The sequence below is a fragment of the Kitasatospora sp. NPDC001660 genome (genome assembly GCF_053596725.1).
The window spans coordinates 308379-334287 of the sequence record NZ_JBSFGU010000002.1 but is presented as its reverse complement, the minus strand read 5'-3'; the positions used below and the strand labels follow the sequence as shown (position 1 = coordinate 334287).

Here is a 25909-nt window from a genome sequence, read left to right as displayed (position 1 = left end):
CTTTGCGCCAACCCCGTTCAGCGGCCACCGCCCCCACCCACCGGTGCGCCGCCGCACGACCGCACGGGGTTGCCCAGCACGTCAGCGCCCGTTCCGCCCCAAGGTGCCGACCCCGGCCCCCGGGACGCGGCGCGACCGCGCACCCGCGGTTTCCCGGAAGGACCCGTACGTGAAGCGAAAGCTCGCAGCCGTCGCCGTACTCTCCGCCACCGCCCTCCTGACCGGCGTCGTCCAGGTGGGCTCAGCCGCCGTGGCGACCCCGGCGCCCGCGCTCCAGGCGCAGGCCGCCCAGCAGTACGCCGCGGCGCTCGCGCTGGCCGGCGACCAGGCCGGCCCGCTCGCCAACCAGCTCGCCCTCGGCGGCCAGGAGCAACTCGTCGCCAAGGACGCGGTGGTGGACGCCGACGGCACCCGCCACCTCCGCTTCGAACGCACCTTCGCCGGCCTGCCCGTGCTCGGCGGCGACCTGGTGGTCCACCAGAGCGCCGGCGGCACCGTCCAGTCGGTCGACAAGGCGATAGCCGCCCGGATCGACGTGCCGAGCCTCACCCCGGAGATCCCCGCCGACCGGGCCGCGGCGCAGGCGAGCGGCGCGGTGCAGGCGACCGTCGGCATCGCCGCCGACGAGGACGAGTCCCCGCTGACGGCCGTCCACCAGACCGGCAAGCCCGAGCTGGTGGTCTGGGCCTCCGACGGCAACCCGCGGCTCGCGTACCGGACCACCGTCGAGGGCGTCCGCGCCGACGGCACCCCGAGCAGCCAGCTGCTGGTCACCGACGCGGCCTCCGGCGAGGTGCTGTCCACCCACGAGCAGGTGCAGACCGCGGCCGGCAGCGGCACCGGCGTCTTCGTCGGCAAGGTCCCGCTCACGACCACCCAGAGCGGCTCGTCCTACCAGCTGAAGGACGCCACCCGCGGCGGGCAGTCCACCAGCAACCTGAAGAACAGGACCTCCGGCTCCGGCACGCTCTACGCCAACACGACGGACGCCTTCGGCAACGGCAGCCCGTCCAACTCCGAATCCGCCGCCGTGGACGCCCAGTTCGGCGCCGCGACCACGTGGGACTTCTACAAGAACACCTTCGGCCGCAACGGCATCAAGAACAACGGCGTCGGCGCCACCAGCCGGGTCCACTACGGCTCGAACTACGTCAACGCCTTCTGGAGCGACACCTGCTTCTGCATGACCTACGGCGACGGCTCCGGCAACACCCACCCGCTGACCGCGCTGGACGTGGCCGGCCACGAGATGACCCACGGCGTCACCTCCGCGACCGCGGGCCTCAACTACTCGGGCGAGTCCGGCGGCCTCAACGAGGCGACCTCCGACATCTTCGGCAAGATGGTCGAGTTCTACGCCAACCTGCCCTCCACCCCGCCGAACTACTTCATCGGCATCCAGCTCAACCTCAACGGCAACGGCACCCCGCTGCGCTACATGGACAAGCCCAGCAAGGACGGCTCCTCGGCCGACTCCTGGTACTCGGGCGTCGGCAACCTGGACGTCCACTACTCGTCCGGCGTCGCGAACCACTTCTTCTACCTGCTGTCCGAGGGCAGCGGCGCGAAGACGCTCAACGGCTTCAGCTACAACAGCCCGACGGCCAACGGCTCGACGGTCACCGGCATCGGCCGGGACAAGGCCGCGAAGATCTGGTACCGCGCGCTGACCGTCTACTTCACGTCCACCACCAACTACGCGGGTGCCCGCACCGGCTCCCTCAAGGCGGCGGCGGACCTGTACGGCGCCACCAGCGCCGAGTACAAGGCGGTCGCGGCCGCGTGGAGCGCGGTCAACGTCAACTGACGCACGGCCCAAGGCCCTGCGGACGTCCGTACGTCCGGACGTCCGCAGGGCCTTTTCCTGGCCCCCCGAGGCGCCCTGTTCTTCCCCGCCACGAATTGTCATGCTTCTGGCGGAGCCACCCCCGGAAACGGCGACAGGCTGTCGCGGCCCTTGGGAGAGGAGGCCGCGACAGCCTGTCGGCCGGCTGCGCGCGCGAGAGTGCTCAGGCGGTGGCCGGCTCCAGCTCCCCGCGCTCCTCCTTGCCGAGCATCCGCTCGGCGACGAGGCCGCCGAGCGGGATCACCGACAGGACGAACAGCAGGATGCCGCGCTTGCGGTCCCACTTCTGCGCCTGCCAGGCCTGGATCCAGAAGACCGCGTACAGGATGAACAGGATCCCGTGGACCATGCCCATCACCGGGACGGCGTCGAAGCTGGTGGTCCGTTTCAGCACCGAGCAGATCAGCAGCAGGACGAACGAGACCCCTTCGGGGCCGGAGACCAGGCGCAGGCGGTGGACGGCGCTGCTGTTCACGATGGGTACCTCGATGCGGGGGTCGGAGGAGCGGGGGCCGGAGATCACGAGTGATCGACGGTGATCGCTTGTGAACCGGCTCACAAGCCTCCGGCCATTATCACCGAGCGCACGTCCGAACCCGCCGCCGGGGTGCCCGACAGCACGACCGGGGTGCTCGATGTCACAAAGGCGCCCCAGAACGCCGCCGGTCGCGGCGCGGTGCCGCCCGCTGCCCCTATCCTGCTGCCCGCGCGCCCGGCGAACCGGGCGCCGTACGCATCGCACGACGGGGGTAGCCACCGATGTTCAAGCGGGACTGGGACCGAAGGACCTGCGCCAAGCGCGGCCACGTGACGTACGCACCTGCCGAGCCCGAGCTGGCCTCCCGGCTGCACGCCGCGACCGCCCTCGGCGACGCCTGGCGCTGCCTGCGCTGCGGGGACTTCGCCCTCGGCGCCCCGCACGGCTCCGGCCCGGCCGCGAACGCCCCGCTGGTGCCGCGCGGCAAGGCCCTGCGCGACATCTTCATCCTGCGCTTCCTGGCCGTCGAGCGGATCCTGCGCGGCGTCCTGATCCTCGTCGTCGCCTTCGCCGTCTGGAAGTTCTCCAACAGCCAGGACGCCGTGCACCGGGTCTTCGACCAGGACCTGACCGTCTTCAAGCCGGTCACCGAGCACTTCAACTGGGACATCGAGCACTCCCCGATCGTCGACACGATCCGGAAGACCTTCGACTACAAGAAGAGCACCCTGCTGATCGTCGCCGGCGCGCTGGTCGCCTACGCGCTGATCGAGATCGTCGAGGCCTTCGGCCTCTGGCTGGGCAGGCGCTGGGCCGAGTACCTGACCGTCATCGCGACCGCCGCCTTCCTCCCGCTGGAGGGCTACGAACTGCACGAGAAGGTGAGCGTGCTGAAGATCTGCACGCTGCTCCTCAACATCGCCGCGGTGGTCTGGATCATGCTCTCCAAGCGGCTGTTCGGCCTGCGCGGCGGCGCGGTCGCCTTCGAGGCGGAGCGCCACTCGGCCTCGCTGCTGGAGGTCGAGCAGTCGGCCGGCACCGCCACGCCGCCCCGGGGCGCGCACGCGCGCACCTAGGACCCTCTCCCCCGGCCACGGCCGCTCCGGTTACATTGCGGCCGTGGCACAGTTCAGACTCCAGGGGTCCCGGGTACTCGCCGTCGAGCTGGCGGGCGACGCCGTCAAGGCCAGGAACGGCTCGATGGTCGCCTACACCGGGCAGATGACCTTCAAGAAGCTGACCGGCGGCGGCGACGGCCTGCGCGGCGTCGTCGCCCGCCGGCTGACCGGCGAGCAGATGGCGGTGATGGAGGTCAAGGGGCGGGGCACCTGCTACTTCGCCGACCGGGCCACCGAGATCAACCTGGTCCGGCTGTCCGGCGAGACGCTCCACGTCGAGGCGGACAACCTGCTCTGCACCGAGGCCACGCTGCGCACCGGCACCACCTTCACCGGCCTGAACGGCGTCTCCTCCGGCAACGGCCTGTTCACCACCACGGTCGAGGGCCACGGCTGGGCCGCCGTCACGTCGAACGGGCCGGCCGTCGTCCTGCGGGTCGGCAGGGACATGCCGCTACGGGTGGACCCGGGCGCGTACGTGGCGCACACCGGCAGCCTGCACCGCAGCCTGCGGTCCGGGGCGGGCTGGACGACGGCGATCGGCGAGGGCGGCGGCGAGGCCGTCCAGGTGGAGTTCACCGGCGAGGGCCTGGTGTACGTGCAGCCGTCGGAGAAGCACACCCCCGGGGGTGACGTCTGATGGCCTTCCGGCAGCTCAACGGCAAGCTGGTCGAGGCGCAGGTCCTGCCCGGGCAAAGACTGTTCAGCCAGCGCGGCGCGATGATCGCGTACACCGGGGACGTCCGCTTCACACCGAACATCACCGGCGGACAGGGCGGGGTGATGTCGATGATCGGCCGCCGCGTGGCGAACGAGGACACCCCGCTGATGACCGTCGAGGGCCGGGGCAGCGTCCTGTTCGGCCACGGCGGCCACCACGTGCACGTGATCGACCTGACCGGGGACGCCCTGTACGTCGAGGCGGACCGGCTGCTGGCCTTCGAGGGCTCGCTCCGCCAGTCCACCACGTTCCTGGGCGCGCAGGGCGGGGTGATGGGCGTCGTCCGCGGCCAGGCCACCGGCCAGGGCCTGTTCACCACCCGGCTGGACGGGCACGGCGCGGTCGCGGTGATGGCGCACGGCGGCGTCTTCGAGTTGCCGATCGTCCCCGGGCAGCCGGTGCACGTCGACCCGCAGGCCTACGTCGCCCACCGCGGCGAGGTGCGCAACCGGCTCTCCACCGCGCTGGGCTGGCGCGAGTTCATCGGCCGCGGCTCCGGCGAGGCGTTCCAGCTGGAGCTGGACGGGCACGGCGTGGTGTACGTCCAGGCGAGCGAGGAGAAGCTCTGATGTCCCACCCGTCCCAGCCGCCGTACGGGCAGTCGCCCTACGACCAGCCGACCCAGCCAGGCCTCGCGATCCCGATGCCCACCCAGTACGACCTCTCGGTACCCCTCCCGGAGCCTCGGGACGGCGCCGGCCCGGTCGTCCACGACGCGCACACCCTGCCGGTCGACGACAACGTCAACCCGTACGCGTTCTCGGTCGACCTGAACGGCTCGTACTTCCTGCAGAAGGGCAAGATGATCGCCTACTACGGCGACATCTCCTTCCAGGGCGTCGGCGCCGGCGCGCTCGACCGGGCCCTCGGCCGGCACTTCAACTCGCCCCTGCACGCGGCCGACTGGGTGGTCGCCCGGGGCCGCGGCAAGCTGCTGCTGGCGGACCGCGCCTACGACCTCAACTCCTACGACCTGGACGACGGCAACCTGACCGTCCGCTCGGGCAACCTGCTCGCCTTCGACCCCGCGCTGCGGCTCAAGCAGTCGATCGTCCCGGGCTTCCTGACCCTGCTCGGCACCGGCCGCTTCGTCGCCGCGTCCAACGGCCCGGTGCACTTCGTCGAGCCGCCGATCCGGGTGGACCCGCAGGCGCTGGTCGGCTGGGCGGACTGCCCGGCACCCTGCCACCACTACGACCACGACTACCTGCACGGCGTGGTCGGCGGCCTGCGGCGGCTGACCGGGCTGGGCGGGGTGTCCGGCGAGGAGCACCAGTTCGAGTTCGTCGGCGCCGGCCAGGTGCTGCTGCAGTCCACCGAGCGCCTGCTGGCCGAGCGGCCGGCCGGCCTCGTGGGCACCGAAGGCTCGGTACCCTGAGCCGGAGGATGTTTCGCCCCGTGAACTCGTACAAGATTTAACTAAATCGGGTATGCTGACGCCATGGATACGCACCCCACCGACACCGCGGACGCCCCCGCGTCGCAGCCCGAGGACGAGACGCCCTGGCTGAACGCCCGGGAGCAGCGGATGTGGCGCGCCCATCTGGAGGTCGCCAAGCTGCTGGAATACCAGCTCAGCCGCGAGCTCCAGCCCCACAACCTGGCGATCAACGACTACGAGATCCTGGTCGTCCTCTCCGAGGCGCCCGACCGCCGGATGCGGATGACCGACCTCGCGACCGCCACCCTGCAGTCCAAGAGCCGGCTCTCGCACCAGATCACGCGCATGGAGACGGCCGGGCTGGTGCTCCGCCAGGAGTGCCCGGGCGACCGCCGCGGCCTCTACGCCCACCTCACCGAGCAGGGCTGGGAGACGATGCAGCGGGTCGCCCCGGACCACGTGCGCAGCGTCCGGGCGCACTTCATCGACCGCTTCACCCCGGAGCAGCTGGACGCCATGTACGACGCGCTGGCGCCGATCGCCGAGCACCTGCGCGGCCTGCGCGGCCGCTCGTAGACGCGCAGAAGGGCCGGCCCGAAAACCGGGCCGGCCCTTCTCGCGGCGTGCTCAGGCCTGGGCGGTCAACCCCGCCACCAGCGCGTCGGCGGCGCCGTACGGGTCCAGCTCGCCCGCGACGACCCGCTCGGCCAGCCCGGCCAGGTGCCGGTCCCCGCGCAGGTCGCCGATCCGGGCGCGGAGCTCGGCCAGCGCGATCGCCTCGATCTCGTCGGCGGCCCGCCGGCGGCGGCGCACCGCCAGCTCGTCGTGCTCCTCCAGCCAGGCGCGGTGCTTCTCCAGCGCCTCGACGACCTCGTCCACGCCCTCGCCGCGGGCCGCGACGGTCTTGACGATCGGCGGCCGCCAGTCGCCGGGCTCGCGGGCCTCGCCGAGGCCGAGCATGTGGTTCAGCTCCCGGGCGGTGGCGTCGGCGCCGTCCCGGTCGGCCTTGTTGACCACGAAGAGGTCGCCGATCTCCAGGATCCCGGCCTTGGCGGCCTGGATGCCGTCGCCCATCCCGGGGGCGAGCAGCACGACGGTGGTGTCGGCCTGGGCGGCGATCTCCACCTCGGACTGGCCGACGCCGACGGTCTCCACCAGGATCACGTCGCAGCCGGCCGCGTCCAGCACCCGCAGCGCCTGCGGCGCGGCCCAGGACAGACCGCCGAGGTGGCCGCGAGTGGCCATCGAGCGGATGAAGACCTCGGGGTCGGTGGCGTGCTCCTGCATCCGGACCCGGTCGCCGAGCAGGGCGCCGCCGGAGAACGGCGAGGACGGGTCGACGGCCAGCACCCCGACCCGCTTGCCGAGCCGCCGGTAGGCGGAGACCAGCGCCGAGGTGGAGGTGGACTTGCCCACGCCGGGGGAGCCGGTGAGGCCCACGGTGTAGGCGCGTCCGGTGTGCGGAGCGAGCGCGGCCATGACCTCGCGCAGCTCCGGGGCGGCGTTCTCGACCAGCGTGATGAGCCGGGCGACGGCGCGCGGTCGGCCTTGCCGGGCCTGTTCGACCAGCGTGGCGACATCGATCATCGGGTGCTCCTTGCACGGATGCCGACGGGGCCACGGACCGCTCGTGGCGGTCCGCAGCCCCGGAGAGGTCGGATGATCAGGCCTTCGGAACCCGGATGATCAGGGCGTCGCCCTGGCCGCCGCCGCCGCACAGCGCGGCCGCGCCGACACCGCCGCCGCGCCGCTGGAGCTCCAGGGCCAGGTGCAGCACCAGGCGGGCGCCGGACATGCCGATCGGGTGGCCGAGCGCGATCGCGCCGCCGTTGACGTTGACGATCTCCGAGGAGACGCCCAGGTCCCGCATCGACTGGTGGGCGACGGCCGCGAAGGCCTCGTTGATCTCGATCAGGTCGAGGTCGGCCACGGTCAGGCCGTCCTTGGCCAGCGCGTGCTTGATCGCGTTGGACGGCTGGGACTGCAGCGAGTTGTCCGGGCCGGCCACGTTGCCGTGGGCGCCGATCTCGGCGATCCAGGTCAGGCCCAGCTCCTCGGCCTTGGCCTTGCTCATCACGACCACGGCGGCGGCGCCGTCCGAGATCTGCGAGGCGGAGCCGGCCGTGATCGTGCCGTCCTTGGCGAAGGCCGGGCGCAGCCTGGCGAGGCCCTCGACGGTGGTGTCCGCGCGGATGCCCTCGTCCTGGCCGAACAGGACCGGCTCGCCCTTGCGCTGCGGGATCGGCACCGGGACGATCTCGGCGTCGAAGAGGCCGTCGGCCTGGGCCTTGGCGGCGCGCTGGTGGGAGGCGGCGGCGATCTCGTCCTGGACCTCGCGGCCGATGCCGAGGCGGGCGTTGTGCTTCTCGGTGGACTCGCCCATCGGGATGTTCTCGTAGGCGTCGGTGAGGCCGTCGTACGCCATGGCGTCCAGCAGTTCCACCGCGCCGTACTTGTAGCCCTCGCGGGACTTCGGCAGCAGGTGCGGGGCGTTGGTCATCGACTCCTGGCCGCCGGCCACCACGATGTCGAACTCGCCGGCCCGGATCAGCTGGTCGGCCAGGGCGATGGCGTCCAGACCGGAGAGGCAGACCTTGTTGACGGTCAGCGCCGGGACGCTCATCGGGATGCCGGCCTTGACGGCGGCCTGGCGGGCCGGGATCTGGCCGGCGCCGGCCTGGAGCACCTGGCCCATGATCACGTACTGGACCTGCTCCCCCGTGATCCCGGCCCGCTCCAGCGCGCCCTTGATCGCGACGCCGCCGAGCTCGGCGCCGGAGAAGCCCTTGAGCGAGCCGAGCAGGCGGCCCATGGGGGTCCGGGCACCGGCAACGATCACAGAGGTGGTGTTGGTCATGGGACGGGCCCCTTCGCACGTCGTGGCCAGGTGAGGATGCCGCTCAATGTACTGACCTGTTACCCGCCCGTCACCGGAGCGGCGGTGTGATCGAGCGCACTGGCACCATCCAGTCAACACCGTGTCAACGCGGTCCGGGTGAACCCCGGACGTGTGAGCAGGCTCGCACGTCCGGCGCTGGCGCCGGTCGAGCGCGATGCGCTGCACTGGTGGCACATTTCTTTCCCCGAGCTTTCCCTCACGCTCCCCAGCCCGCCCACCGGAGGTCGCCGTGCTGACCCGTATCGACCACATCGGCATCGCCTGCCGAGACCTCGACAAGACGGTCGAGTTCTACCGCGCCACGTACGGCTTCGAGGTGTTCCACAGCGAGGTCAACGAGGAGCAGGGCGTCCGCGAGGCGATGCTCAAGATCAACGACACCGGCGACGGCGGCGCCTCCTACCTCCAGCTGCTGGAGCCCACCCGGCCCGACTCGACCGTCGCCAAGTGGCTGGAGAAGAACGGCGAGGGCGTCCACCACATCGCCTTCGGCACCGCCGACGTGGACGGCGACGCGGAGGCGATCCGGGCCAAGGGCGTCCGGGTCCTGTACGACCAGCCGCGGATCGGCTCGATGGGCTCGCGGATCACCTTCCTGCACCCCAAGGACTGCGGTGGCGTCCTGACCGAGCTGGTCACCTCGGCCGAACCGGGTGCCCACGAGGAGCACTGAAACCCCCGGGGTGCCGCTCGCCCGGGGCGGCACCCGGCCCCTCTCCCGCTCCGCCCGGCCCGCCGACCCGTCAGTAACCTCACCCGGTGCCCGGAAAACCCCCACGCGGCCATTCCCCCGCAGTACGCTCCCACTACAATGCCCAGGTGCGCGAAGACTCCGGGGGACGGAGGCGACGGGCACGGCCGATGACAGGCCTGTCCGCCCTCCGGCGGCGGCCCGTCGCAGGGGAGTCCACTACGCGGGCACGGCTGAACAGTCGCAAGTCGGATCTGTCACCATTCTCCACAAGGCAAGAGTTCGCCCAGGAGTCCACCCGGACGGGGGAACGCGGCACCGCCGCGCTCCCGTGCCCAGGGCTCCGACGACCGCGGCGGGCGGCCCCGGCTTGACGTGGGGGCTCCACCGGCCGCGGATGCAAGGAGCCAGTCGGACCGGCACCCGGACAAGGGGAGCCCGGAACCGGCCGGGTCGAGGACGCGACCAGGAGATGGATGGGACCGCGGAGTGCGGGGCAACGACCGCTACGAGGTTGACGATCACCTCTCCCAGTTCGAGGCCGAGATGGGTCGGACTCGAAAGGAGCGGGACAAGGCAGTCGAGCATGCCGAGGACCTCGCCTACCAGGTGGAGGTGCTCCGGGCCAAGCTGCACGAATCCCGTCGCATGCTCGCCCAGCCGCGCGCCTTCGACGCCGTTTCCGGCCAGGCCGAGCAGATGCTCCGCACCGCCGAGATGCAGGCCCAGCAGATGCGCGCGGACGCCGAGCGCCAGCTGCGCGACTCCCAGGCCGCGACCCAGCGGATCATGGCCGAGGCCGCCGAGCGCACCGCCCGGCTGGAGGCCGAGCTCACCGCCCGCCGCCGCCAGCTGGAGGACGAGCTCGCCGAGCTGCGCCGCAATGCCGAGCAGCACCTGAACGGCTGGGCCGAGCAGACCCGGACCGGCAGCGAGCAGGAGGCCCAGCGCCTGCTCCAGGACGCCCGCGCCGAGGCCGAGCGGATGATGGCCGCCGCCCGCGCCGAGGCCGTCGCCCTGGCCGACCAGGCCCGCGCCCGGACCGCCGCCGACGTCGACGCCGCCCGCGGCGAGGCCCAGGCCGCCGCCGAGGCGGCCCTGCAGAAGGCCCAGAACGACGCCGAGCGCCTCCTGCGCGCCGCCTCCGAGCAGGCCCAGCAGGCCGGCGCCCAGGCCGCCGCCGACGTCGACGCCGCCCGCGGCGAGGCCCAGCAGCAGCTGGCCGCCGCCCACGCGGCCGCCGAGCAGCAGCTCGCCGCCGCGCAGAACGAGATCGGCCGGCTCAAGGAGCAGGCCGCCGCCGAGCAGGCCCGCGCCGAGCAGCAGCTCACGCACGCCCAGGCGGAGATAGAGCGGCTGCGCGCCGAGGCGATCGCCGAGGCCGAGCGCACCCGCCGGGAGGCCGCCGAACTGCGCGACCAGGCCGAGCGGGCCGCCGAGCAGCTCCAGGCCGACGCCGAGGCCGCCGTCGAGCGCCGGGTCGCCGACGGCGACGCCGCCAACGAACAGCGCTCGCAGACCGCCCGGGCCGAGATCGCCCGGCTGGTCGCCAACGCCACCAAGGAGTCCGAGGCCATCCGTGCCGAGGCCGAGGCGATGCGGTCCGCGGCCGCCACCAGGCAGGCCGAGGCGGACGCCGCCAAGGCCGCCGCGGCCGAGGAGAGCGAGCGGCTGCGGGCCACCGCCGAGTCCGTCGCCGCCGAACTGAAGGCCGAGGCCGAGGCGGCGATCGCCGAACTGCGCGCCCAGGCCGAGCGCGACCTCGCCGACCTGCGGGCGCAGGCCGAGGCCGAGGCCCAGCGCCTGCGCAGCGAGGCCGAGGAGGAGGGCCGGGCGGCGGGCGCCAAGGACGCCACCGTCCACCTCGCCAAGGCCGCCAAGACCGCCGAGGAGGTGCTCGGCCGGGCCAACCAGGACGCCGAGACCGCCCGCGGCGAGGCCGCGGCCGAGGCCGAGCGGATCCGCGCCGAGGCCGCCGCCGAGGCGCAGCGCCTGCGCGAGCAGGCCCAGGCCGCCGTCGAGCAGGCGCAGAACGCCGCCCTGGACGACGCCGCCGCGATCCGCGAGCGGATCGAGCGGATGCAGGACGAGGCGGCCCGGCTGCGTGCCGAGGCCGAGGAACTGCGCGCCCAGGCCGCCGCCGAGGCGGACCGGGTCCGCGGCGAGGCCCGCCGCCAGGCCGTGCTGCAGATCGAGGAGTCGGCGAAGAACGCCGAGGAGCTGCTCACCAGGGCCAAGGCCGACGCGGACGAGCTGCGCGCCGGCGCCGCCGGGGAGATCGAGCGGCTGCGCGAGCAGGCTCAGGAGCAGGCCGCCGAGACCCAGGGCCGGGCCGAGCAGACCCTGTCCCGGGCCCGCGCCGAGGCCGAGAAGATCACCGCCGCGGCCGAGCAGCAGGGCCAGGACGCACTCGCCGCCGCCCGCGCCGCGGCCGCCGAGAACCGCACCGCGGCCGAGCGCGAGACCGCCGAACTCCGGCGCGACGCCGCCGAGTTCGACCAGCGGGTGCGCGCCGAGGCGAGCTCCGCCGCGGACGCCCTGCGGGCCGACGCGCAGGCCGAGGCGACGGCCGTCCGGGACGCCGCGGTGGCCGACGCCGAGCGGGTGCGCGCCGAGGCCGACACCGAGGCCGCCCGCACCCGGGGCGAGGCCGAGGCGGTCGCCACGGCGCTGCGCGAGGAGAGCCGGCGCGAGCGCGAGGAGGCCGCCGACGGGCTGCAGCGCGAGCGCGAGGAGACCGCGGAGCAGCTGGCCGCCGCCCGGGCCGCGCGCGAGCAGGCCGAGCAGGGCGCCGAGGAGCTGACGAAGCGCACGGCAGCCGAGACGGCCGCCGCCCGCGAGGCCGCCGAGGCCTACGCCGACCGCGTCCGCACCGAGGCCGAGCAGACCGCGGGCGACCTCACCGAGCGCACGGCAGCCGAGACGGCCGCCGTCCGGGAAGCCGCCGAGGCCTACGCCGAGCGCGTCCGCACCGACGCCGACCAGGCCGCCACCGAACTGGCCGAACGCACCGCCGCCGAGACGGCCGCCCAGCGCGCCGACGCCGAGGAGCTGCTGGAGTCCGCCCGCGTCTCCGCCGAGCAGCGCAAGGCCGAGGCCGCCGAGGCCGCCAAGGAGATGCGCGAGAAGGCCGCCGCCGAGCTGGCGCTGGCCGCCGAGCAGGCCGAGACGGTCCGTGCCGAGGCCGGCCGCGAGCTGTCCGAGGCCCGCGCCACCGCCGACACCATCCGCGCCGAGGCCGGTGCCGTCCTGGAGCAGGCCCGCGTCGACGCCGACGAGCTGAGGGACGCCGCCAGGGCCGAGGGCGCCGCCCTGGTCGAGGCCGCCGAGGACGAGGCCGCCGAGGTCCGCCAGTCGGTGGCCGGTCTGCACGAGGCCGCCTCCCAGCAGATCGCCGACCTGCGCGCCGACGCCGAGCGCGAGGCCGCCGAGGTCCGCGAGCAGGCCGCTCAGGCCGCCGCCGACCTGCGTGCCGACGCCGAGCGGGAGACCACCGAGCAGCGCGAACTCGCCGACCGCGAGACCGCCGACCTGCGCGCCCGCACCGCCGCCGAGACGGCCGCCCTGCGCGAGCAGACCGAGCTGGAGCTCGCCGCCGAGCGCGAGGCCACCGGGGCCGAGCTCGCCCGGCAGCGCGCCGAGGCCCAGGCCTACGACGAGCAGCTGCGCACCGAGGCCGACACCGAGCTGCGCACCGCCCAGGAGGCCGCCGACCAGCTGCGCGCCGACGCCGAGGCGCAGGCCACCCGGACCGTCGCCGCCGCCGAGGAGCACGCGGCCGGCCTGGTCGCCGACGCCGAGGAGCTGGCCGCCGCGCTGCGCGCCGAGGCCGAGGAGTACGCGCTCGCCACCCGCACCCTGGCCGACGAGTACGACTCCGCCACGCGCTCCCGCGCCGACGCCTACGACGCGGAGACCCGGGAGGCCGCCGAGCAGTTCGACAAGGCCACCCGCGACCGGGCCAAGTCCGTTCTGGAGAAGGCCTTCGCGGACGCCGAGTCGCTCGGCGAGGACGCCCAGACCACCGCGCTGGCCACCACCGCCGCCGCCGAGGAGCAGGCCGACGCGATGGTCGCCGCCGCCCGCAAGGAGGCCGACCGGCTGGTCGCCGTCGGCGAGGCGGCCGGCCAGGCCGAGGTGGAGAAGGGCCGCGCCGACGCCGACCTGCTGCTCGCCGAGGCCCGCCGGGACGCCACCGCGATCCGCGAGCGCGCCGAGGAACTGCGCGAGCGCACCGACGCCGAGGTCGAGGCGCTGCACGAGCGCGCCCGCAAGGAGAACGCGGCGGCCATGAAGTCGGCTGGCGAGCGCGTCGACGCCCTGGTGACGGCCGCCCAGGAGCAGCTCACCGAGGCCGAGGAGCAGGCGGTCGCCACCGTCGCCGAGGCCGAGGAGCGCGCGGCGGCCCTGGTCGCCGCCGCCGAGGAGCGCGCGAACGAGCTCACCTCGGAGGCGTCCGCCGAGGCGAGCAAGGTCCGGCTGTCGGCCGTCCGCAAGGCCGAGAGCCTGCTCAAGGAGGCGGAGACCAAGCTCGCCAACTCCACCGACCGGGCCGAGACGCTCATCGCCAAGGCCGAGGCCAAGCTGCAGTCGGCCCAGGACGAGGCCGAGGAGCGGCTGGAGAAGGCGTCCGCGGAGGCGCAGACGCGGCTGCAGACCGCCGACCGCGCCGCGGACGAGCAGGTCGAGCTGGCCAAGGCCGAGGCCGAGCGTCTGCTCGAGGAGGCGCGCACCGAGGCGGAGCGGGTCACCGCCGAGGGCCGGCGCGAGCTCGACGAACTGGTCCGCCGTCGCAAGGACATCAACACCGAGATCTCCAGGGTCCAGGACGTCCTGTCCGCGCTGGAGGCGTTCGAGGCACCGTCACCGGTCGCCCAGACCAACGGGGGAAGTACCAAGAAGGACGGGGGTGCCAAGGCCGGTGCCGGAGTTGGCGCCCCCCGATCGGGTGGCAATCGCTCCAAGAACGCACCACCCGATTGAGCGGACATTGTCCGCGAGACAACGGCATTTCGCCGTCGACACTCCGGTACCGTGTCAGGATTCCCTCAACCACCTCAGCGGTTTGACGACAGGAAGCCCAGAACCCCATGAGCGACAGTCACTCCCCTCACGGCTTCGACCTGGTGCGCCGTGGGTACGAGCGTGCCCAGGTCGACGAGCGGATCACCAAGCTGGTGGCCGACCGTGACAGTGCCCTGACCCGGATCAGCGCGCTGGAGAAGCGCATCGAGGAGCTCCACCTGGAGACCCAGACCGCCCAGGCGGCGGTCGCCGAACAGGAGCCCTCGTACGCCGGTCTCGGCGCCCGGGTCGAGAAGATCCTGCGCCTTGCCGAGGAGGAGGCCAAGGACCTGCGCGACGAGGCGCACCGCGCCGCCGAGCAGCACCGCGAGCTCGCCGAGGCCGCCGCCCAGCAGGTCCGCACCGAGGCCGAGAACTACGCCAAGGACCGCAAGGCCAAGGCGGAGGACGAGGGCATGCGGATCGTCGACAAGGCCAAGAGCGACGCCGCCCAGCTGCGCGCCGAGGCCAACAAGGACGCCCAGAACAAGCGCGAGGAGGCGGACGCCCTCTTCGAGGAGACCCGCACCAAGGCCGCCCAGGCCGCGCTGGAGTTCGAGACCAACCTGGCCAAGCGCCGCGAGCAGTCCGAGCGCGACCTGGCCGCCCGTCAGGCCAAGGCCGAGAAGCGCCTCGCCGAGATCGAGCACCGCGCCGAGCAGCTGCGCCTGGAGGCCGAGAAGCTGCGCACCGACGCCGAGCGCCGCGCCCGCCAGACCGTCGAGACGGCCCAGCGCCAGTCCGAGGACATCGTGGCCGACGCGAACGCCAAGGCGGACCGCATCCGCAGCGAATCCGAGCGCGAGCTGGCGGCGCTCACCAACCGCCGCGACAGCATCAACGCCCAGCTGACCAACGTCCGCGAGATGCTGGCGACGCTGACCGGCGCGGCCGTGGCCGCCGCCTCGCTGCCGAACGACGACACCATCGGCGTGCCCGCCCAGCAGGTCCGCTGACGCAGCACCACGTCAGGCCCTCACCCGCGCGGGTGAGGGCCTGACGTCGTTCAACGCCTCATCATCTCGGGTAGGCCCCGTCCGGCCGCTGGTGGCCGCTGCTGAGCTGGTTGCCCTCGTCGTCCGAGACGGTGCCGAACCACGACGTGCACCAGACCGAGACCGAGTCCGGCCAGTACTGCACCTCGAACGGGTGGCCCGGGCCGTGGTCGCCGTACGAGGTGACGATGAAGGTCTCCCCCGGGCGCATCCAGTAGTCCTCGCCGAGCGGCTCCAGGGTCAGCTCCAGCAGCCCCTCGCCGCGGTTGGTCACGGGCATCCGTCCGGTCACCTCCAGGGCCGAGAAGTCCCAGCCGGCCTCCTCCTCGGTCATCCGGCGGCCACCCGGGCGAGCAGCTTGCGCACCGCGTCGTTGAACGCCTCCGGCGCCTCCAGGGCGCTCAGGTGGCCCGTTCCGGGGACGACGGTCAGTTCGGCGTCCGGCCGCAGCCGGGCCATCAGCTCGGCCTCCTCGACGGCCACCAGGGCGTCCTCGGCGCCCGCGACGATCGCGGTCGGCGCCCGCACCCCGGCGAGCACCTCGCGGGAGTCCTGCCGGGCCGCCATGGCCCGCAGCGCCCAGGCGACGGCGGCCGGCGGCGCGGCCGCGACCAGCGCCTGCACCCGCTCCACCAGGTGCTGCGAGTCCGGCCCGAGCTGGCCGGCCGCCACCTGCTCGTCGAGCAGCAACTGGACGCTGTTCCGGGCGAGGACGGCGGCGGCGATGCGCTCCCGGTTGGCGCGGACGGCGTCGGTGTCGGCCGTGGCACGGGTGTTGGCCAGCAGCAGCCCGGCCAGCCGGTCCGGGTGGCGGCGGGCGAAGGCCAGCGCCACGTAGCCGCCCATGGAGATCCCGCCGACCACCGCGCGCTCGATCCCGGCCGCGTCCAGCAGCAGCGCGAGGTCGTCCGCGACCAGGTCCAGCGATGGCTCGTCGGTGCCCAGCGCAGTGCCGCCGAAACCCCGTTGGTCGGGGGCGAGCACGCGGGTTTCGTCCCCGGTCGGTCCGGGCAGCGCGTCCAGTTGGGCGGACCACATCGCGGCGTTCAGCGGGAAGGCGTGCAGGAGCAAAAGGGGCGTTCCGGTGCCGCTCTCGCGCACCGACAATGCTGAGGGGAGCTGGGTCATGGGGCCACCGTATTCCGGCGCGCCCGGCGGGCCCACTCAGCGGGCTGCGTTATCCGCTTTGTCCTAGCCTGACAGAGAGTGAGGGAGCGCGAATGATCGAGTTGCACGACCTGACGAAGCGCTACGGCAAGACCCTTGCGGTGGACGGGCTCAGCTTCCGCGTGCCCCGGGGAGTCGTCACCGGCTTCCTCGGCCCCAACGGCGCGGGCAAGTCCACCACCATGCGCATGATCCTCGACCTCGACCGGCCCACCACGGGCCGGGTCACCATCGACGGCAGAAGATACGGGCAGCTCAGCGAGCCGCTCAAGTACATCGGCGCCCTGCTGGAGGCCAAGGCCGTCCACCCCGGGCGCACCGCCCGCGACCACCTGCGCTGGCTCGCCCAGAGCAACCGCATCCCCGAGCGCCGGGTCGACGAGGTGCTCGCCCTGGTCGGCCTCACCCCGGTCGCCCGCAAGCGGGCCCGCGGCTTCTCCCTCGGCATGGGCCAGCGCCTGGGCATCGCCTCCGCGCTCCTCGGCGACCCGGAGATCGTCATGTTCGACGAGCCGGTCAACGGCCTGGACCCGGAGGGCATCCTCTGGATCCGCAACCTCATGAAGCGGCTCGCCGCCGAGGGCCGCACCGTCTTCGTCTCCTCGCACCTGATGAGCGAGATGGCCGTCACCGCCGACCACCTCGTCGTCATCGGCCGGGGCCGGCTGCTCGCCGACATGCCGATGCCCGAGTTCATCCGGCGCAACTCCCGCTCCGCCGTGCGGCTGCGCACCCCGAGCCCCGAGCGCCTGCTCCACGTCCTGGCCGACGCCGGGATCCGCCACGAGGCCGGGCCGGACGGCTCCTACGAGGTGGTCGACGGCGACCTCGTCCACCTCGGCGAGCTGGCCGCCACCCACGGCATCGTCCTGCACGAACTCAGCCCTCAGCAGGCCTCGCTGGAGGAGGCCTTCATGCAGATGACGGCCGACTCGGTGGAGTACCACGCCGGCGACGGACCGGGCCGGGACGCGGCCGGCGCCCCCGGCGTCTGGGGCGCCGGCCGGCAGCCCGGCGGCGAACGGGCGGCCGCCCCGGCCCGACCGGAGGAGAACTGAGATGGCGTCCTTCCCGGCGGTCCTGCGTTCCGAGTGGACGAAGATCCGCAGCGTCCGCTCGACGGTCTGGACCCTCGCCCTGACCTTCGTCGTCACGGTCGGCATCGGCGCGCTGCTGTCCCTGCTGACCAACAACAACTTCACCGAGTTCCGGCGGGGCGCGCAGAGCCCGTTCGACGCCACCGGGACGGCCTTCTCCGGCATCATGCTCGGCGAGCTCGCCATCATCGTCTTCGGCGTGCTGGCCATCGGCAACGAGTACAGCAGCGGCATGGTCCGGGTGAGCCTGGCCGCCGTCCCGCAGCGCGGCGCCCTGCTGACCGGCAAGGCGGTCGTCCTCGGCTCGCTGGCCCTGGCCGTCTCGGTGGTGACGGCGTTCGTCACCTTCTTCACCGGCCAGTCGCTGCTCGGCTCGCACTCCACCACCCTCGGCGAACCGCACGTGCTGCGCGCGGTGTTCGGCGCCGCGCTGTACCTGACGATGCTCTGCCTGTTCTCGGCCGGCGTCACGGCGATGCTGCACAACCAGACGCTCGCGCTGGGCGTGCTGGTGCCGTTCTTCTTCCTGCTCTCGCCGATCCTCTCGGCGGTGCCGAAGGTCAGGACGCTGGCTCACTACTTCCCGGACTACGCGGGCTCGCGGATGCTGCTGGTGTACGAGCAGTACGGCCAGCCGTACGGCCCGTGGGCCGGTTTCGCGATCTGCCTGATCTGGACGCTGGCCGCCCTGGTCGGTGGTGCGCTGGTGCTCAAGAACCGCGACGCGTAAGGGAGTTGCCGACCAGCCGGGCGATCAGTACCGTGGAGCGCCGCGGCCTCGCAGGACGTTCGAGGCCCGGCGCTCCCGCGCTCCCCAGCACCCGCGGTGCCAGTGCCGCCGGTCGTCCACCCCCGCGCCGTGCATCGGCCAGGCCACCACGTGACCGACCCCGGGCGGGATCTCCTGGTCGCAGCCCGGGCAGCGGTAGGACCGCGCGGACGTCCCGGCCACCGTCTGGACCACCCAGTCGTCGCCCTGGTAGCTCTCGGTACGGCGCAGCGAACCGCCCAGCGGGGCGGCCGGTCCGTCCGCCCGGTCGGCGGCGCTCTTGATCCGGTTGCGGCGGGGCGACACGGCGACTACCTCTCTGCGGGGGCTCGGGACCGCTCCAGCCTACGGCCGGGCGCAGCCCCCGCGAGCCCCTATCACGGCATCCCGCGCAGGTTCGGTGTTTCCGGCGAGATCCACCCGATCTCCCTCGAAATTCGTGGTTCGGCGTGCCATTGGCACATGACATCCGATACCCATCAAGGGGAACAGGCGGGGCCCGCAGACCCTGCGCGCACCCGAGGAGGCCCAAGGATGACCAAGACCAGCGCCCGCGCCGAGACCCGTCGGCCCGTCGGGGTCCGGCCGCCCGCCCCCGGCCCTGCGCTGACCTCCGTCCCCCCGGTGACGGCCGCCGCGGGCGATCCGCTGCCCACCGCCCAGCGGGCCGGCGCGTTCCCCGCGGACACCGCGCCGATCCGGGTCGGCGCCTTCATGCTCTCCGCGCAGTTCCCCGGGCAGAGCCACGGCGAGGCGCTGGACCGCACCGTGCGCGCCGCCGTCGAGGCCGAACGCGCGGGCCTGGACAGCGTCTGGCTGGCCGAGCACCACTTCGTCCCGTACGGGGTCTGCCCGAACGCCGCCACCCTCGCCGCGCTGCTGCTCGGCCGCACCCGCCGGATCGGCGTCGGCACCGCCGTCAGCGTGCTGTCCACCGCCCACCCGGTGGCGCTCGGCGAGCAGGCCGCGATGCTGCACCTCACCTCCGGCGGACGCTTCACGCTCGGAGTGGGCCGCGGCGGCCCGTGGATCGACCTGGACGTGTTCGGCAGCGGTGTGGACGCCTTCGAGAACGGCTTCCCGGAGCGGCTGGACCTGCTGCTGCGCTGGCTGCGCGGCTCCCGGGTCGGCGCGGACGGACCGCAGTTCGCCTTCCCCGAGGTCGCGGTGGTGCCGCGGGCGACCGAGCCGCTGCGCCGGCCCGGACTCGGCGCCTGGCTGGGCCTCGCCGAGCCCGCCGGCCGGGTGCGCCTGCCGCGTCAGCGCCACGATGTCGAGGGCGCCCAGGGAGCCGACCCGAGCCACGGCGCGGGCGACGAACTCACCACCGCCGGACGGCCGGTGGCCGGCCCGCCGGTGGTCGTCGCGTGCACGTCGCCGGCCGGGGTCAGGCTCGCCGCCGAACGCGGCCTGCCGATGCTGCTCGGCATGCACTCCGGCGACGACGACAAGCTGAGGATGCTGGAGCTGTACCGGAGCGCCTGGCTGGCCGCCGGACGCGACGAGGAGCAGCTGCGCCGGATCGGCCGCCGACACGTCGCGGCCGGCGTGGCCCAGGTGGACGACCGGACCTCGACGGCCCGGGCCACGCTGCTGAACGCCATGCCGGGCTGGTTCGAGTACGGGCTCGGCGCCCACCGCACCGTGGACGGCCGGGAGCGCAAGATGCGCGACCCGCACCAGTACACCGAGCTCCTGTGCGACCTGCACGCGGTGGGCACGCCGAAGCAGTGCGCCGACCGTCTGCTGGCCACCGCCGAGCGGACCGGCATCCGCCGCTTCGCCCTACTCGCCGAGGGCAGCGGCGAGCGCGAGGCCACCCTGCACAACATCGCCCGGCTCGGGTCGGAAGTACTCCCGCAACTGAGCTGAGGCCCGAACCCGATCCGCCGCCCGCACCGCGCCCGGCCGCCCCTCCCCCCGCACCGGAGGCGGAGCGGCCCGTACGGGCACGGAGGTCAGCAGTCCCGCAGCTCCTCGGACTGGTTGAGCAACTGCTCCCGGACGGAGGTGAAGCGGTCGAACCGCGCCTCGTTGGCGTCGGACGGCAGGAACACCGCCACCCGGTGACAGTTCTGGAAGGCCAGCCGGACCCCGAAGTGCCGCTGCAGGGCACCCCGGATGGCGTCGCTGGCGAGCGCCCGCAGGAGCTGGCCGCGGGCCTGCTCGCTGGGCGGCGGTACCTGGTTGTCGGCGAAGTCGGTGCCGTCGACCTTCGCCTGGGCGACCAGCGAGCTGATCAGGTTCCAGGCGTACGGCAGCGAGACGCGGACGCAGTCGACGAATTCCCGCTCGTCGACCTCGCCCCGCTCGGCCTTCTCCAGCAGGGCCGGTGAGACGTCGAGCGACATGGATTCTCCTCTCGCGGACCACCCGCGCGGCGCCCGGGTGGTGGTGCGTAGTCCAAAGCTCACAGTGAGGGTGGGTGAATCGCACGTGATGTCCGGAACAGGGCGGAACGCGGCTGTTTCCGGCACCGTGCGAAGGTGCGGTGGCGCCACCGGACGTGACGTCCTGAACACCGACCGCTTCGGAACAGCGTGGCAGTCAACGGCGGGCCAAGCCGGTGGTTCCTACGGATTGCTCCGGAAACACGCCGTGGTGCACCAGAATGGCCGGATCCTGTCGGAGCGTTCATCTGAAGTCTCCATCCCCGTTGACAGCGATCCCGCACGCATGCCGTCACACACGGTAGCGACCCTCGCGCAGGGGCGCCAGACCGCGGGGGGCATCCCCGGAACCGCCGAGCCTCCATGTTCGCGGGCTTCGCGCTTCCTTCACCCCGTCATCGCGGAATCGCATCAACTGGCCCCGGTGGGCTAGCGTGGTCGACCGTGCGTCTCGTAATTGCCCGCTGCTCAGTCGACTATGCCGGTCGGCTCTCCGCCCACCTGCCCTCCGCCACCAGGCTCATCCTGGTCAAGGCCGACGGCAGCGTCAGCATCCACGCCGACGACCGTGCCTACAAGCCGCTCAACTGGATGTCCCCGCCGTGCGCCCTCAAGGAGGCCGACGGGGTCTGGACGGTGGAGAACAAGGCCGGCGAGAAGCTCATCATCACCCTGGAGGAGGTGTTGCACGACTCGTCCCACGAACTCGGGGTCGACCCGGGCCTGATCAAGGACGGCGTCGAGGCACACCTCCAGGAGCTACTGGCGGACCGCATGGAGGTGCTGGGCGCCGGCTGGGCGCTGATCCGCCGCGAGTACCCGACCGCGATCGGCCCGGTCGACATCCTGTGCCGCGACGCCGACGGGACGACGGTCGCCGTCGAGATCAAGCGCCGCGGCGAGATCGACGGCGTCGAGCAGCTCACCCGCTACCTCGAACTCCTCAACCGGGACCCGCTGTTGGCCCCGGTCAAGGGCGTCTTCGCCGCGCAGGAGATCAAGCCCCAGGCCCGCGTGCTGGCCACCGACCGGGGCATCGGCTGCGTGGTCCTGGACTACGACGAGCTGCGCGGCATCGACGACGACAAGCTGAAGCTGTTCTGACGCCTCAGCCCGTCGGGCTCGTCGCGGTCGGGCTGCCCGACGGGCGCGGGGGCGTCGTGGACTGGCTCTGCGACGGCGTCGGGGTCGGCACCTGAGAGGTCGGCGAACTGCTCGCCGACGGACTCGGATGCGGCGCCGGCGTCCCCGACTGCTGCGGCCCCGGTCCCGGCTGCTGAACGGGCGGCTGCGGGTCGCCCGGAGTCGGCTGCTGAGGCTGCGGCTGCTGCGGAGCGTCCGACTCGGTCGCGCCGGGCGAGCGGCTCGGCTTCTTCGAGGCGGAGGCCGACGCCGACGCGGACGGCGAGTGCGTCGCGCTGCCGCTGGCCGAGGGCCCCGGGCCGGTGCCGTCCGCCGCCGGGCTGCCGCCCGGTGCGTCCGCTGCGGCCGTCGAGGACGCGCCGGTGCTGGGGTGCAGCAGCGGGACCTGCCCGCCCGGGCTGGTGTCCCCCTGGTCGAGCCGGCTGTGCGGGTCGTTGCCCTTCTGCTCGCCCGGCCCGGTGACGCTCATCGCCACCGCCGTGCTGAGGACCCCGAGCGTGAGCACCGCCGCCGACGCGACGACCACCCGCCGTCGCCTGCCCGACCGCAGACCCGACGGCACCCTGGCCGCGATCTTGCGGATCACCGGCCCGCGCGCGGGCGCCGCCGCGGCGGGCTCGGCGCCCGGCAGTTGGCGGCCCTCCGCCCGCAGCAGGTCGAGCATCCTTCGCGCGGCCGCGACCCCGCGCTGCTCGCCGACGACGGCCCGCAGGGTGAGCGCCGTCTCCAACTCGGCGATCGCCTGCGACGGTTCGCGCACGCAGATCGCGTACACGCCCAACTCGTGGTGGAACCACGCCTCGTCGGCCTTGGCCCCGGTCCGCCGGGCGGCCTCCAGGCCGAGCTGCAGCGCCCGCTCCCAGGCCCCCCAGCGCAGCGACAGCGCCAGCGCGGGCGCGGCGGCCCGGGCCAGCCGGACGACCGCCTCGTGCCGCCCGGCGGTGCGGTCGGCCAGCAGGACGCCGATCACCACCTCCGCCTCGGCCGCGATCTGCGCGAGCGACACCGAGCTGTGCCCGACCCACCAGGCGAAGTGCTGCGCGGCGCCGTCGACGCTGCCGCGCGCCGGCCAGTGCGGGGCGAGGAGTTCGAGCGCGCCGGCGGTCAGCCGGTGGTGACCGCCGATGGACACCGCGAGCCCGGCGTCGGCGAGTTCGGCGAGCGCGCCCTCGCCCTGGCCGACGTCGATCAGCGCGGGCAGGTGCGGGGCGGTCGGGCACTCGCCCCCGAGCGCCACGGCGAGCCGCAGCACGGCCTGCGCGGGCTCGCTCAGCCCCTCCGCGAGCCGGACGGCGGGCGAGGCGGTCTCGGCGACGGACGGCAGCGGGACGGTCCGGCGCAGCGCGCTCTCGCGGACGGCCGGGTCCGGATCGTGGACGGGCTCCTCGACCGCGCCGAAGACGTCCAGCCGGTCCTCCTCGGCGGCGACCAGCGCGTCCACCGCGACGTCCCGCTGGCGCAGCAGCGCGGCGGCCTGGACGAAGCGCAGCGGCAGGCCCTCGGACTCGAACCAGAGGTCGACCGCCCAGGCCTTCTCGGCGACGTCCAGGGGCCGGCCGGCCAGCCGGGCGGCGAGCGCGAGGCAGGCGGCGCGGGAGAGCCCGGCGACGGGGTGGTCCTGGAGGCGGGAGCCGACGGACAGCGGCGGGCTGCCGGGAGCGACGGAGATCAGGAAGGCGCAGCGGGGGGCGGCGGCGAGCAGCTCCTCCAGCTCGGCGCCGGCCGGTTCGGCGCCGTCGATCACGACGATCGCGCCGACGTCGGCGAGGTGGGCGGCCAGCTGGCCCGGATCGGGGCGGTAGCCGGGGGCGTGGTGGGTGGCGGCGAACAGCTCCTGGAGCACGTCGGCGGCGGTGCGGCGGTGGCCGCAGAGCTGCACGACGCCGCCGGGGGCGAGGTCGGCGGCGGCCTCGGCGACGGCCGACAGCAGGGCGCTGCGGCCGGAGCCGGCCTGGCCGACCAGGCGTATCGAGCGGCCCTCGGCGAGCAGGCCGAGGAGTTCGGCGATGTCCGCCTCGCGGTCGAGCAGCGGCAGGTCGGCGGGCCCGGCACCGAGGGCGAGCGGGCCGACCGCCCGCTCGACGCCGCCGACCGGCCCGCGGGCGGGCTCGCTGCGCAGCACCCGGCGGGGACGGGGGCGCCACTCCTCGGGGCAGGGGCGGGCCTCGGAGCCGTCCGGCGCGCCGACGCCCACCAGCAGGCCGCCGGAGACCAGCTCGCCGCCGCGGGTGCGGACGGCCTCCTGCCGGAACTCACCGGATGGCTGTGCCACGTTCTGCTCCGCATCGTGCTCGGCCGCCGGCGTCCCGCGCCGGCCGGCTGACGTCTCGGTCGCGGCCGTACGCGGGGAGGGCGGGCATGGCCCGGCTCCGGTGGCCGTCTTCTGACGGGCAGACTCTCGCACATCCGGCCCCACACGTGCAGCGCGGTCCCACCGCGCGCGGCCTGCAAACGGGCCGTGCGCCTAGAGACCGACCCCGTGCGCCTCGGCGATGCCGCCGTCCACGGCGAGGATGCGGTGCAGCTTGGTGGCCACCAGCAGGCGCTGGAGCTGGGCCGGGACGGAGCGCAGCACGAGCCGGCGGCCGATCCGGCCGGCCCGGCGGTGGGTGCCCATGATGACGCCGAGGCCGGTGGCGTCCCAGAACTCCAGGCGGGCGAGGTCGAGCACGAGGTCGCCGAGGCCGCCGTCGACGGCCTGGTGGAGCCGGGCCCGCGCGTCGGCGGCGGTGCGCACGTCGAGGCGGCCCTCGATGGCCAGCGCCGTGTGGTCGCCGGTGATGCGCATGCTCTTCTCCTCCTTCGCTGCCTGGCCGGTCCGGTGTCGGGGGGTGTGGGTCCGCCCCGGCCGTGCCGGGCCCGGGAGCGGGGTGCCCGTCCGGGCGGGCCGTGGCCCCTCGCCCGGAGCCCGCGGCAGCTGCGCCGCTGGGCGGTACGCGCGGGCCGGGTCCCCCTTCATCTGACGGCGAACCAGCACCGCAGGTTGCTGGTTGCGGTCAGGTCTGAAGCAACTTCACTCGTCCGAGGGAATATACGCAGGAACTCTCCACACCTACGCTCGATTACCGCCCAAATCACCCGTCTGCGGCACCCGGCGTGAGGAAACTCACCCGTCCCGGGCGGGACGGGCCGCGCGATGCTCCGATCGCCCGGCCCGCCCGGCCCCGCGGCCTCGTGGGTTACTTGCCCTCGTGCGCGTAGAAGCCGCGGCCGCTCTTGCGGCCGAGGTCACCGGCGGTGACCATGCGCGCCATGATCTCCGGGGCGGCGAACTTCTCGTCCTGGGTCTCGTCGTAGATGTTGCGCGCGGCGTGCAGCAGGATGTCGACGCCGGTCAGGTCGGCGGTCTCCAGCGGGCCCATCGGGTGGCCGAAGCCGAGGCGGCAGGCCTTGTCGATGTCCTCGGCGGTCGCGACGCCCGTCTCGTACAGCTTGGCGGCCTCGACGACCAGGGCGGTGATCAGGCGGGTGGTGACGAAGCCGGCCACGTCGCGGTTGACCACCACGACGTCCTTGCCGACGCCCTCGGCGAAGGCGCGGGCGGCGGCCAGCGTCTCGTCGCTGGTCTTGTAGCCGCGGACCAGCTCGACCAGCTTCATCAGCGGCACCGGCGAGAAGAAGTGCACGCCGATGACCGACTCCGGCCGCTGGGTGGCGGCGGCGATCCGGGTGATCGGGATGGCGGAGGTGTTGGAGGCGAGCACGGCGCCGTCCTTGGCGAGCTTGTCGAGCTCGCGGAAGACGCCCTCCTTGACCTCCAGCTTCTCGAACACGGCCTCGACCACGATGTCGGCCTCGGCGACGGCGCCCAGGTCGGTGGTGGTGGTGATCCGGCCGAGCGCGGCCTCGGCGTCCTCGGCGCTCATCCGGCCCTTGGCGACGAACTTCTCGTACGAGGCACGGATGCCGGCCAGGCCCCGCTGCAGCGCCTCGTCGGTGACGTCCCGCAGCACCACCGGGTGGCCGGCCTGCGCGGACACCTGGGCGATGCCGGCGCCCATCAGGCCGGCACCGATCACGGCGATCTGCTTGCTGGACGCATTGCTCATGGCGGGTCTCCCGATGCCGTCGCCGCCCCGCGGGCGGGCCCTGAAAGCGGCTCGGGGCAGGGGTCACCGCCCGTCGAGCCGCGATGCTCAACTCTCCCGCC

At 73.9% G+C, this 25909-nt stretch carries 23 protein-coding genes; 13 read left to right on the top strand and 10 right to left on the bottom strand.

Features of this window, described 5'->3' with window-relative positions; genetic code table 11:
- Window positions 1-169: 169 nt before the first annotated feature.
- Complete coding sequence (locus tag ACWCXH_RS03450) at window positions 170-1807, top strand: M4 family metallopeptidase (RefSeq protein ID WP_449799625.1); 1638 nt, start codon at window positions 170-172, stop codon at window positions 1805-1807.
- A gap of 202 nt (window positions 1808-2009) precedes the next feature.
- Here ACWCXH_RS03450 and ACWCXH_RS03445 read toward each other — a convergent pair whose 3' ends face one another.
- Window positions 2010-2324 (bottom strand): DUF3817 domain-containing protein, encoded by a 315-nt coding sequence (locus ACWCXH_RS03445; protein WP_449799669.1) that lies wholly within the window; start codon window positions 2322-2324, stop codon window positions 2010-2012.
- A 281-nt stretch (window positions 2325-2605) separates the two neighbouring features.
- On the opposite strand from ACWCXH_RS03445, the gene ACWCXH_RS03440 reads away from it, so the two are divergent.
- The 5 genes from ACWCXH_RS03440 (at window position 2606) to ACWCXH_RS03420 (ending at window position 6120) form a co-directional block, all read left to right on the top strand.
- A complete protein-coding gene (locus tag ACWCXH_RS03440; protein WP_449799624.1) occupies window positions 2606-3400 on the top strand; it encodes a DUF2127 domain-containing protein in 795 nt (264 codons plus the stop codon).
- A 43-nt stretch (window positions 3401-3443) separates the two neighbouring features.
- Entirely contained in the window at window positions 3444-4082 is a 639-nt protein-coding gene (locus tag ACWCXH_RS03435; RefSeq protein ID WP_449799623.1) for an AIM24 family protein, read from the top strand.
- A complete protein-coding gene (locus tag ACWCXH_RS03430) occupies window positions 4082-4732 on the top strand; it encodes an AIM24 family protein (protein WP_449799622.1) in 651 nt (216 codons plus the stop codon). Before ACWCXH_RS03435 ends, ACWCXH_RS03430 begins: the two co-directional genes overlap by 1 nt.
- A gap of 74 nt (window positions 4733-4806) precedes the next feature.
- A complete protein-coding gene (locus ACWCXH_RS03425; protein ID WP_449799668.1) occupies window positions 4807-5541 on the top strand; it encodes an AIM24 family protein in 735 nt (244 codons plus the stop codon).
- A 63-nt stretch (window positions 5542-5604) separates the two neighbouring features.
- A complete protein-coding gene (locus ACWCXH_RS03420) occupies window positions 5605-6120 on the top strand; it encodes a MarR family winged helix-turn-helix transcriptional regulator (protein ID WP_449799621.1) in 516 nt (171 codons plus the stop codon).
- Window positions 6121-6171: 51 nt separating this feature from the next.
- Here ACWCXH_RS03420 and meaB read toward each other — a convergent pair whose 3' ends face one another.
- A complete protein-coding gene (gene meaB, locus ACWCXH_RS03415; protein ID WP_449799620.1) occupies window positions 6172-7131 on the bottom strand; it encodes a methylmalonyl Co-A mutase-associated GTPase MeaB in 960 nt (319 codons plus the stop codon).
- 76 nt (window positions 7132-7207) lie between these two features.
- Window positions 7208-8401 (bottom strand): acetyl-CoA C-acetyltransferase, encoded by a 1194-nt coding sequence (locus ACWCXH_RS03410; protein WP_449799619.1) that lies wholly within the window; start codon window positions 8399-8401, stop codon window positions 7208-7210.
- A gap of 271 nt (window positions 8402-8672) precedes the next feature.
- Here ACWCXH_RS03410 and mce point away from each other — a divergent pair, with 271 nt between their 5' ends.
- From mce to ACWCXH_RS03395, 3 genes are all read left to right on the top strand, one after another.
- Entirely contained in the window at window positions 8673-9116 is a 444-nt protein-coding gene (gene mce, locus ACWCXH_RS03405) for a methylmalonyl-CoA epimerase (RefSeq protein ID WP_449799618.1), read from the top strand.
- Between the two features lie 507 nt (window positions 9117-9623).
- Window positions 9624-14117, top strand: a complete 4494-nt coding sequence (locus ACWCXH_RS03400) for a hypothetical protein (protein ID WP_449799617.1) — start codon at window positions 9624-9626, stop codon at window positions 14115-14117.
- Between the two features lie 107 nt (window positions 14118-14224).
- Entirely contained in the window at window positions 14225-15154 is a 930-nt protein-coding gene (locus ACWCXH_RS03395) for a cellulose-binding protein (protein WP_449799616.1), read from the top strand.
- Window positions 15155-15215: 61 nt separating this feature from the next.
- Here the strand turns inward: ACWCXH_RS03395 and ACWCXH_RS03390 are convergent, their stop codons facing one another.
- Window positions 15216-15527 carry a hypothetical protein gene (locus tag ACWCXH_RS03390; protein ID WP_449799615.1) on the bottom strand — a complete coding sequence of 104 codons (312 nt, stop codon included), beginning with the start codon at window positions 15525-15527 and terminating at the stop codon, window positions 15216-15218.
- Window positions 15524-16321 carry an alpha/beta fold hydrolase gene (locus tag ACWCXH_RS03385; RefSeq protein ID WP_449799614.1) on the bottom strand — a complete coding sequence of 266 codons (798 nt, stop codon included), beginning with the start codon at window positions 16319-16321 and terminating at the stop codon, window positions 15524-15526. Before ACWCXH_RS03385 ends, ACWCXH_RS03390 begins: the two co-directional genes overlap by 4 nt.
- 92 nt (window positions 16322-16413) lie before the next feature.
- Between ACWCXH_RS03385 and ACWCXH_RS03380 the strand changes: the two genes are divergently transcribed.
- Entirely contained in the window at window positions 16414-17418 is a 1005-nt protein-coding gene (locus ACWCXH_RS03380) for an ABC transporter ATP-binding protein (protein WP_449799613.1), read from the top strand.
- A gap of 1 nt (window position 17419) precedes the next feature.
- Entirely contained in the window at window positions 17420-18187 is a 768-nt protein-coding gene (locus tag ACWCXH_RS03375) for an ABC transporter permease subunit (RefSeq protein ID WP_449799612.1), read from the top strand.
- A 24-nt stretch (window positions 18188-18211) separates the two neighbouring features.
- On the opposite strand, the gene ACWCXH_RS03370 is transcribed toward ACWCXH_RS03375, so the two are convergent.
- A complete protein-coding gene (locus ACWCXH_RS03370) occupies window positions 18212-18532 on the bottom strand; it encodes an ATP/GTP-binding protein (RefSeq protein WP_449799611.1) in 321 nt (106 codons plus the stop codon).
- A gap of 390 nt (window positions 18533-18922) precedes the next feature.
- Here ACWCXH_RS03370 and ACWCXH_RS03365 point away from each other — a divergent pair, with 390 nt between their 5' ends.
- Complete coding sequence (locus ACWCXH_RS03365) at window positions 18923-20098, top strand: LLM class flavin-dependent oxidoreductase (RefSeq protein WP_449799667.1); 1176 nt, start codon at window positions 18923-18925, stop codon at window positions 20096-20098.
- An 86-nt stretch (window positions 20099-20184) separates the two neighbouring features.
- Here the strand turns inward: ACWCXH_RS03365 and ACWCXH_RS03360 are convergent, their stop codons facing one another.
- Entirely contained in the window at window positions 20185-20577 is a 393-nt protein-coding gene (locus ACWCXH_RS03360; protein ID WP_329927961.1) for an SCO5389 family protein, read from the bottom strand.
- 483 nt (window positions 20578-21060) lie between these two features.
- Here ACWCXH_RS03360 and nucS point away from each other — a divergent pair, with 483 nt between their 5' ends.
- A complete protein-coding gene (nucS, locus tag ACWCXH_RS03355; RefSeq protein WP_449799610.1) occupies window positions 21061-21720 on the top strand; it encodes an endonuclease NucS in 660 nt (219 codons plus the stop codon).
- 4 nt (window positions 21721-21724) lie between these two features.
- Here the strand turns inward: nucS and ACWCXH_RS03350 are convergent, their stop codons facing one another.
- From ACWCXH_RS03350 to ACWCXH_RS03340, 3 genes are all read right to left on the bottom strand, one after another.
- Window positions 21725-24031: an ATP-binding protein gene (locus ACWCXH_RS03350; protein WP_449799609.1), complete on the bottom strand. Its 2307-nt coding sequence runs from the start codon at window positions 24029-24031 to the stop codon at window positions 21725-21727.
- A gap of 192 nt (window positions 24032-24223) precedes the next feature.
- Window positions 24224-24547, bottom strand: coding sequence for an STAS domain-containing protein (locus ACWCXH_RS03345; RefSeq protein ID WP_449799608.1), 324 nt, complete (start codon window positions 24545-24547; stop codon window positions 24224-24226).
- A gap of 391 nt (window positions 24548-24938) precedes the next feature.
- Window positions 24939-25808 (bottom strand): 3-hydroxyacyl-CoA dehydrogenase family protein, encoded by an 870-nt coding sequence (locus tag ACWCXH_RS03340; RefSeq protein WP_449799607.1) that lies wholly within the window; start codon window positions 25806-25808, stop codon window positions 24939-24941.
- Window positions 25809-25909: the final 101 nt, after the last annotated feature.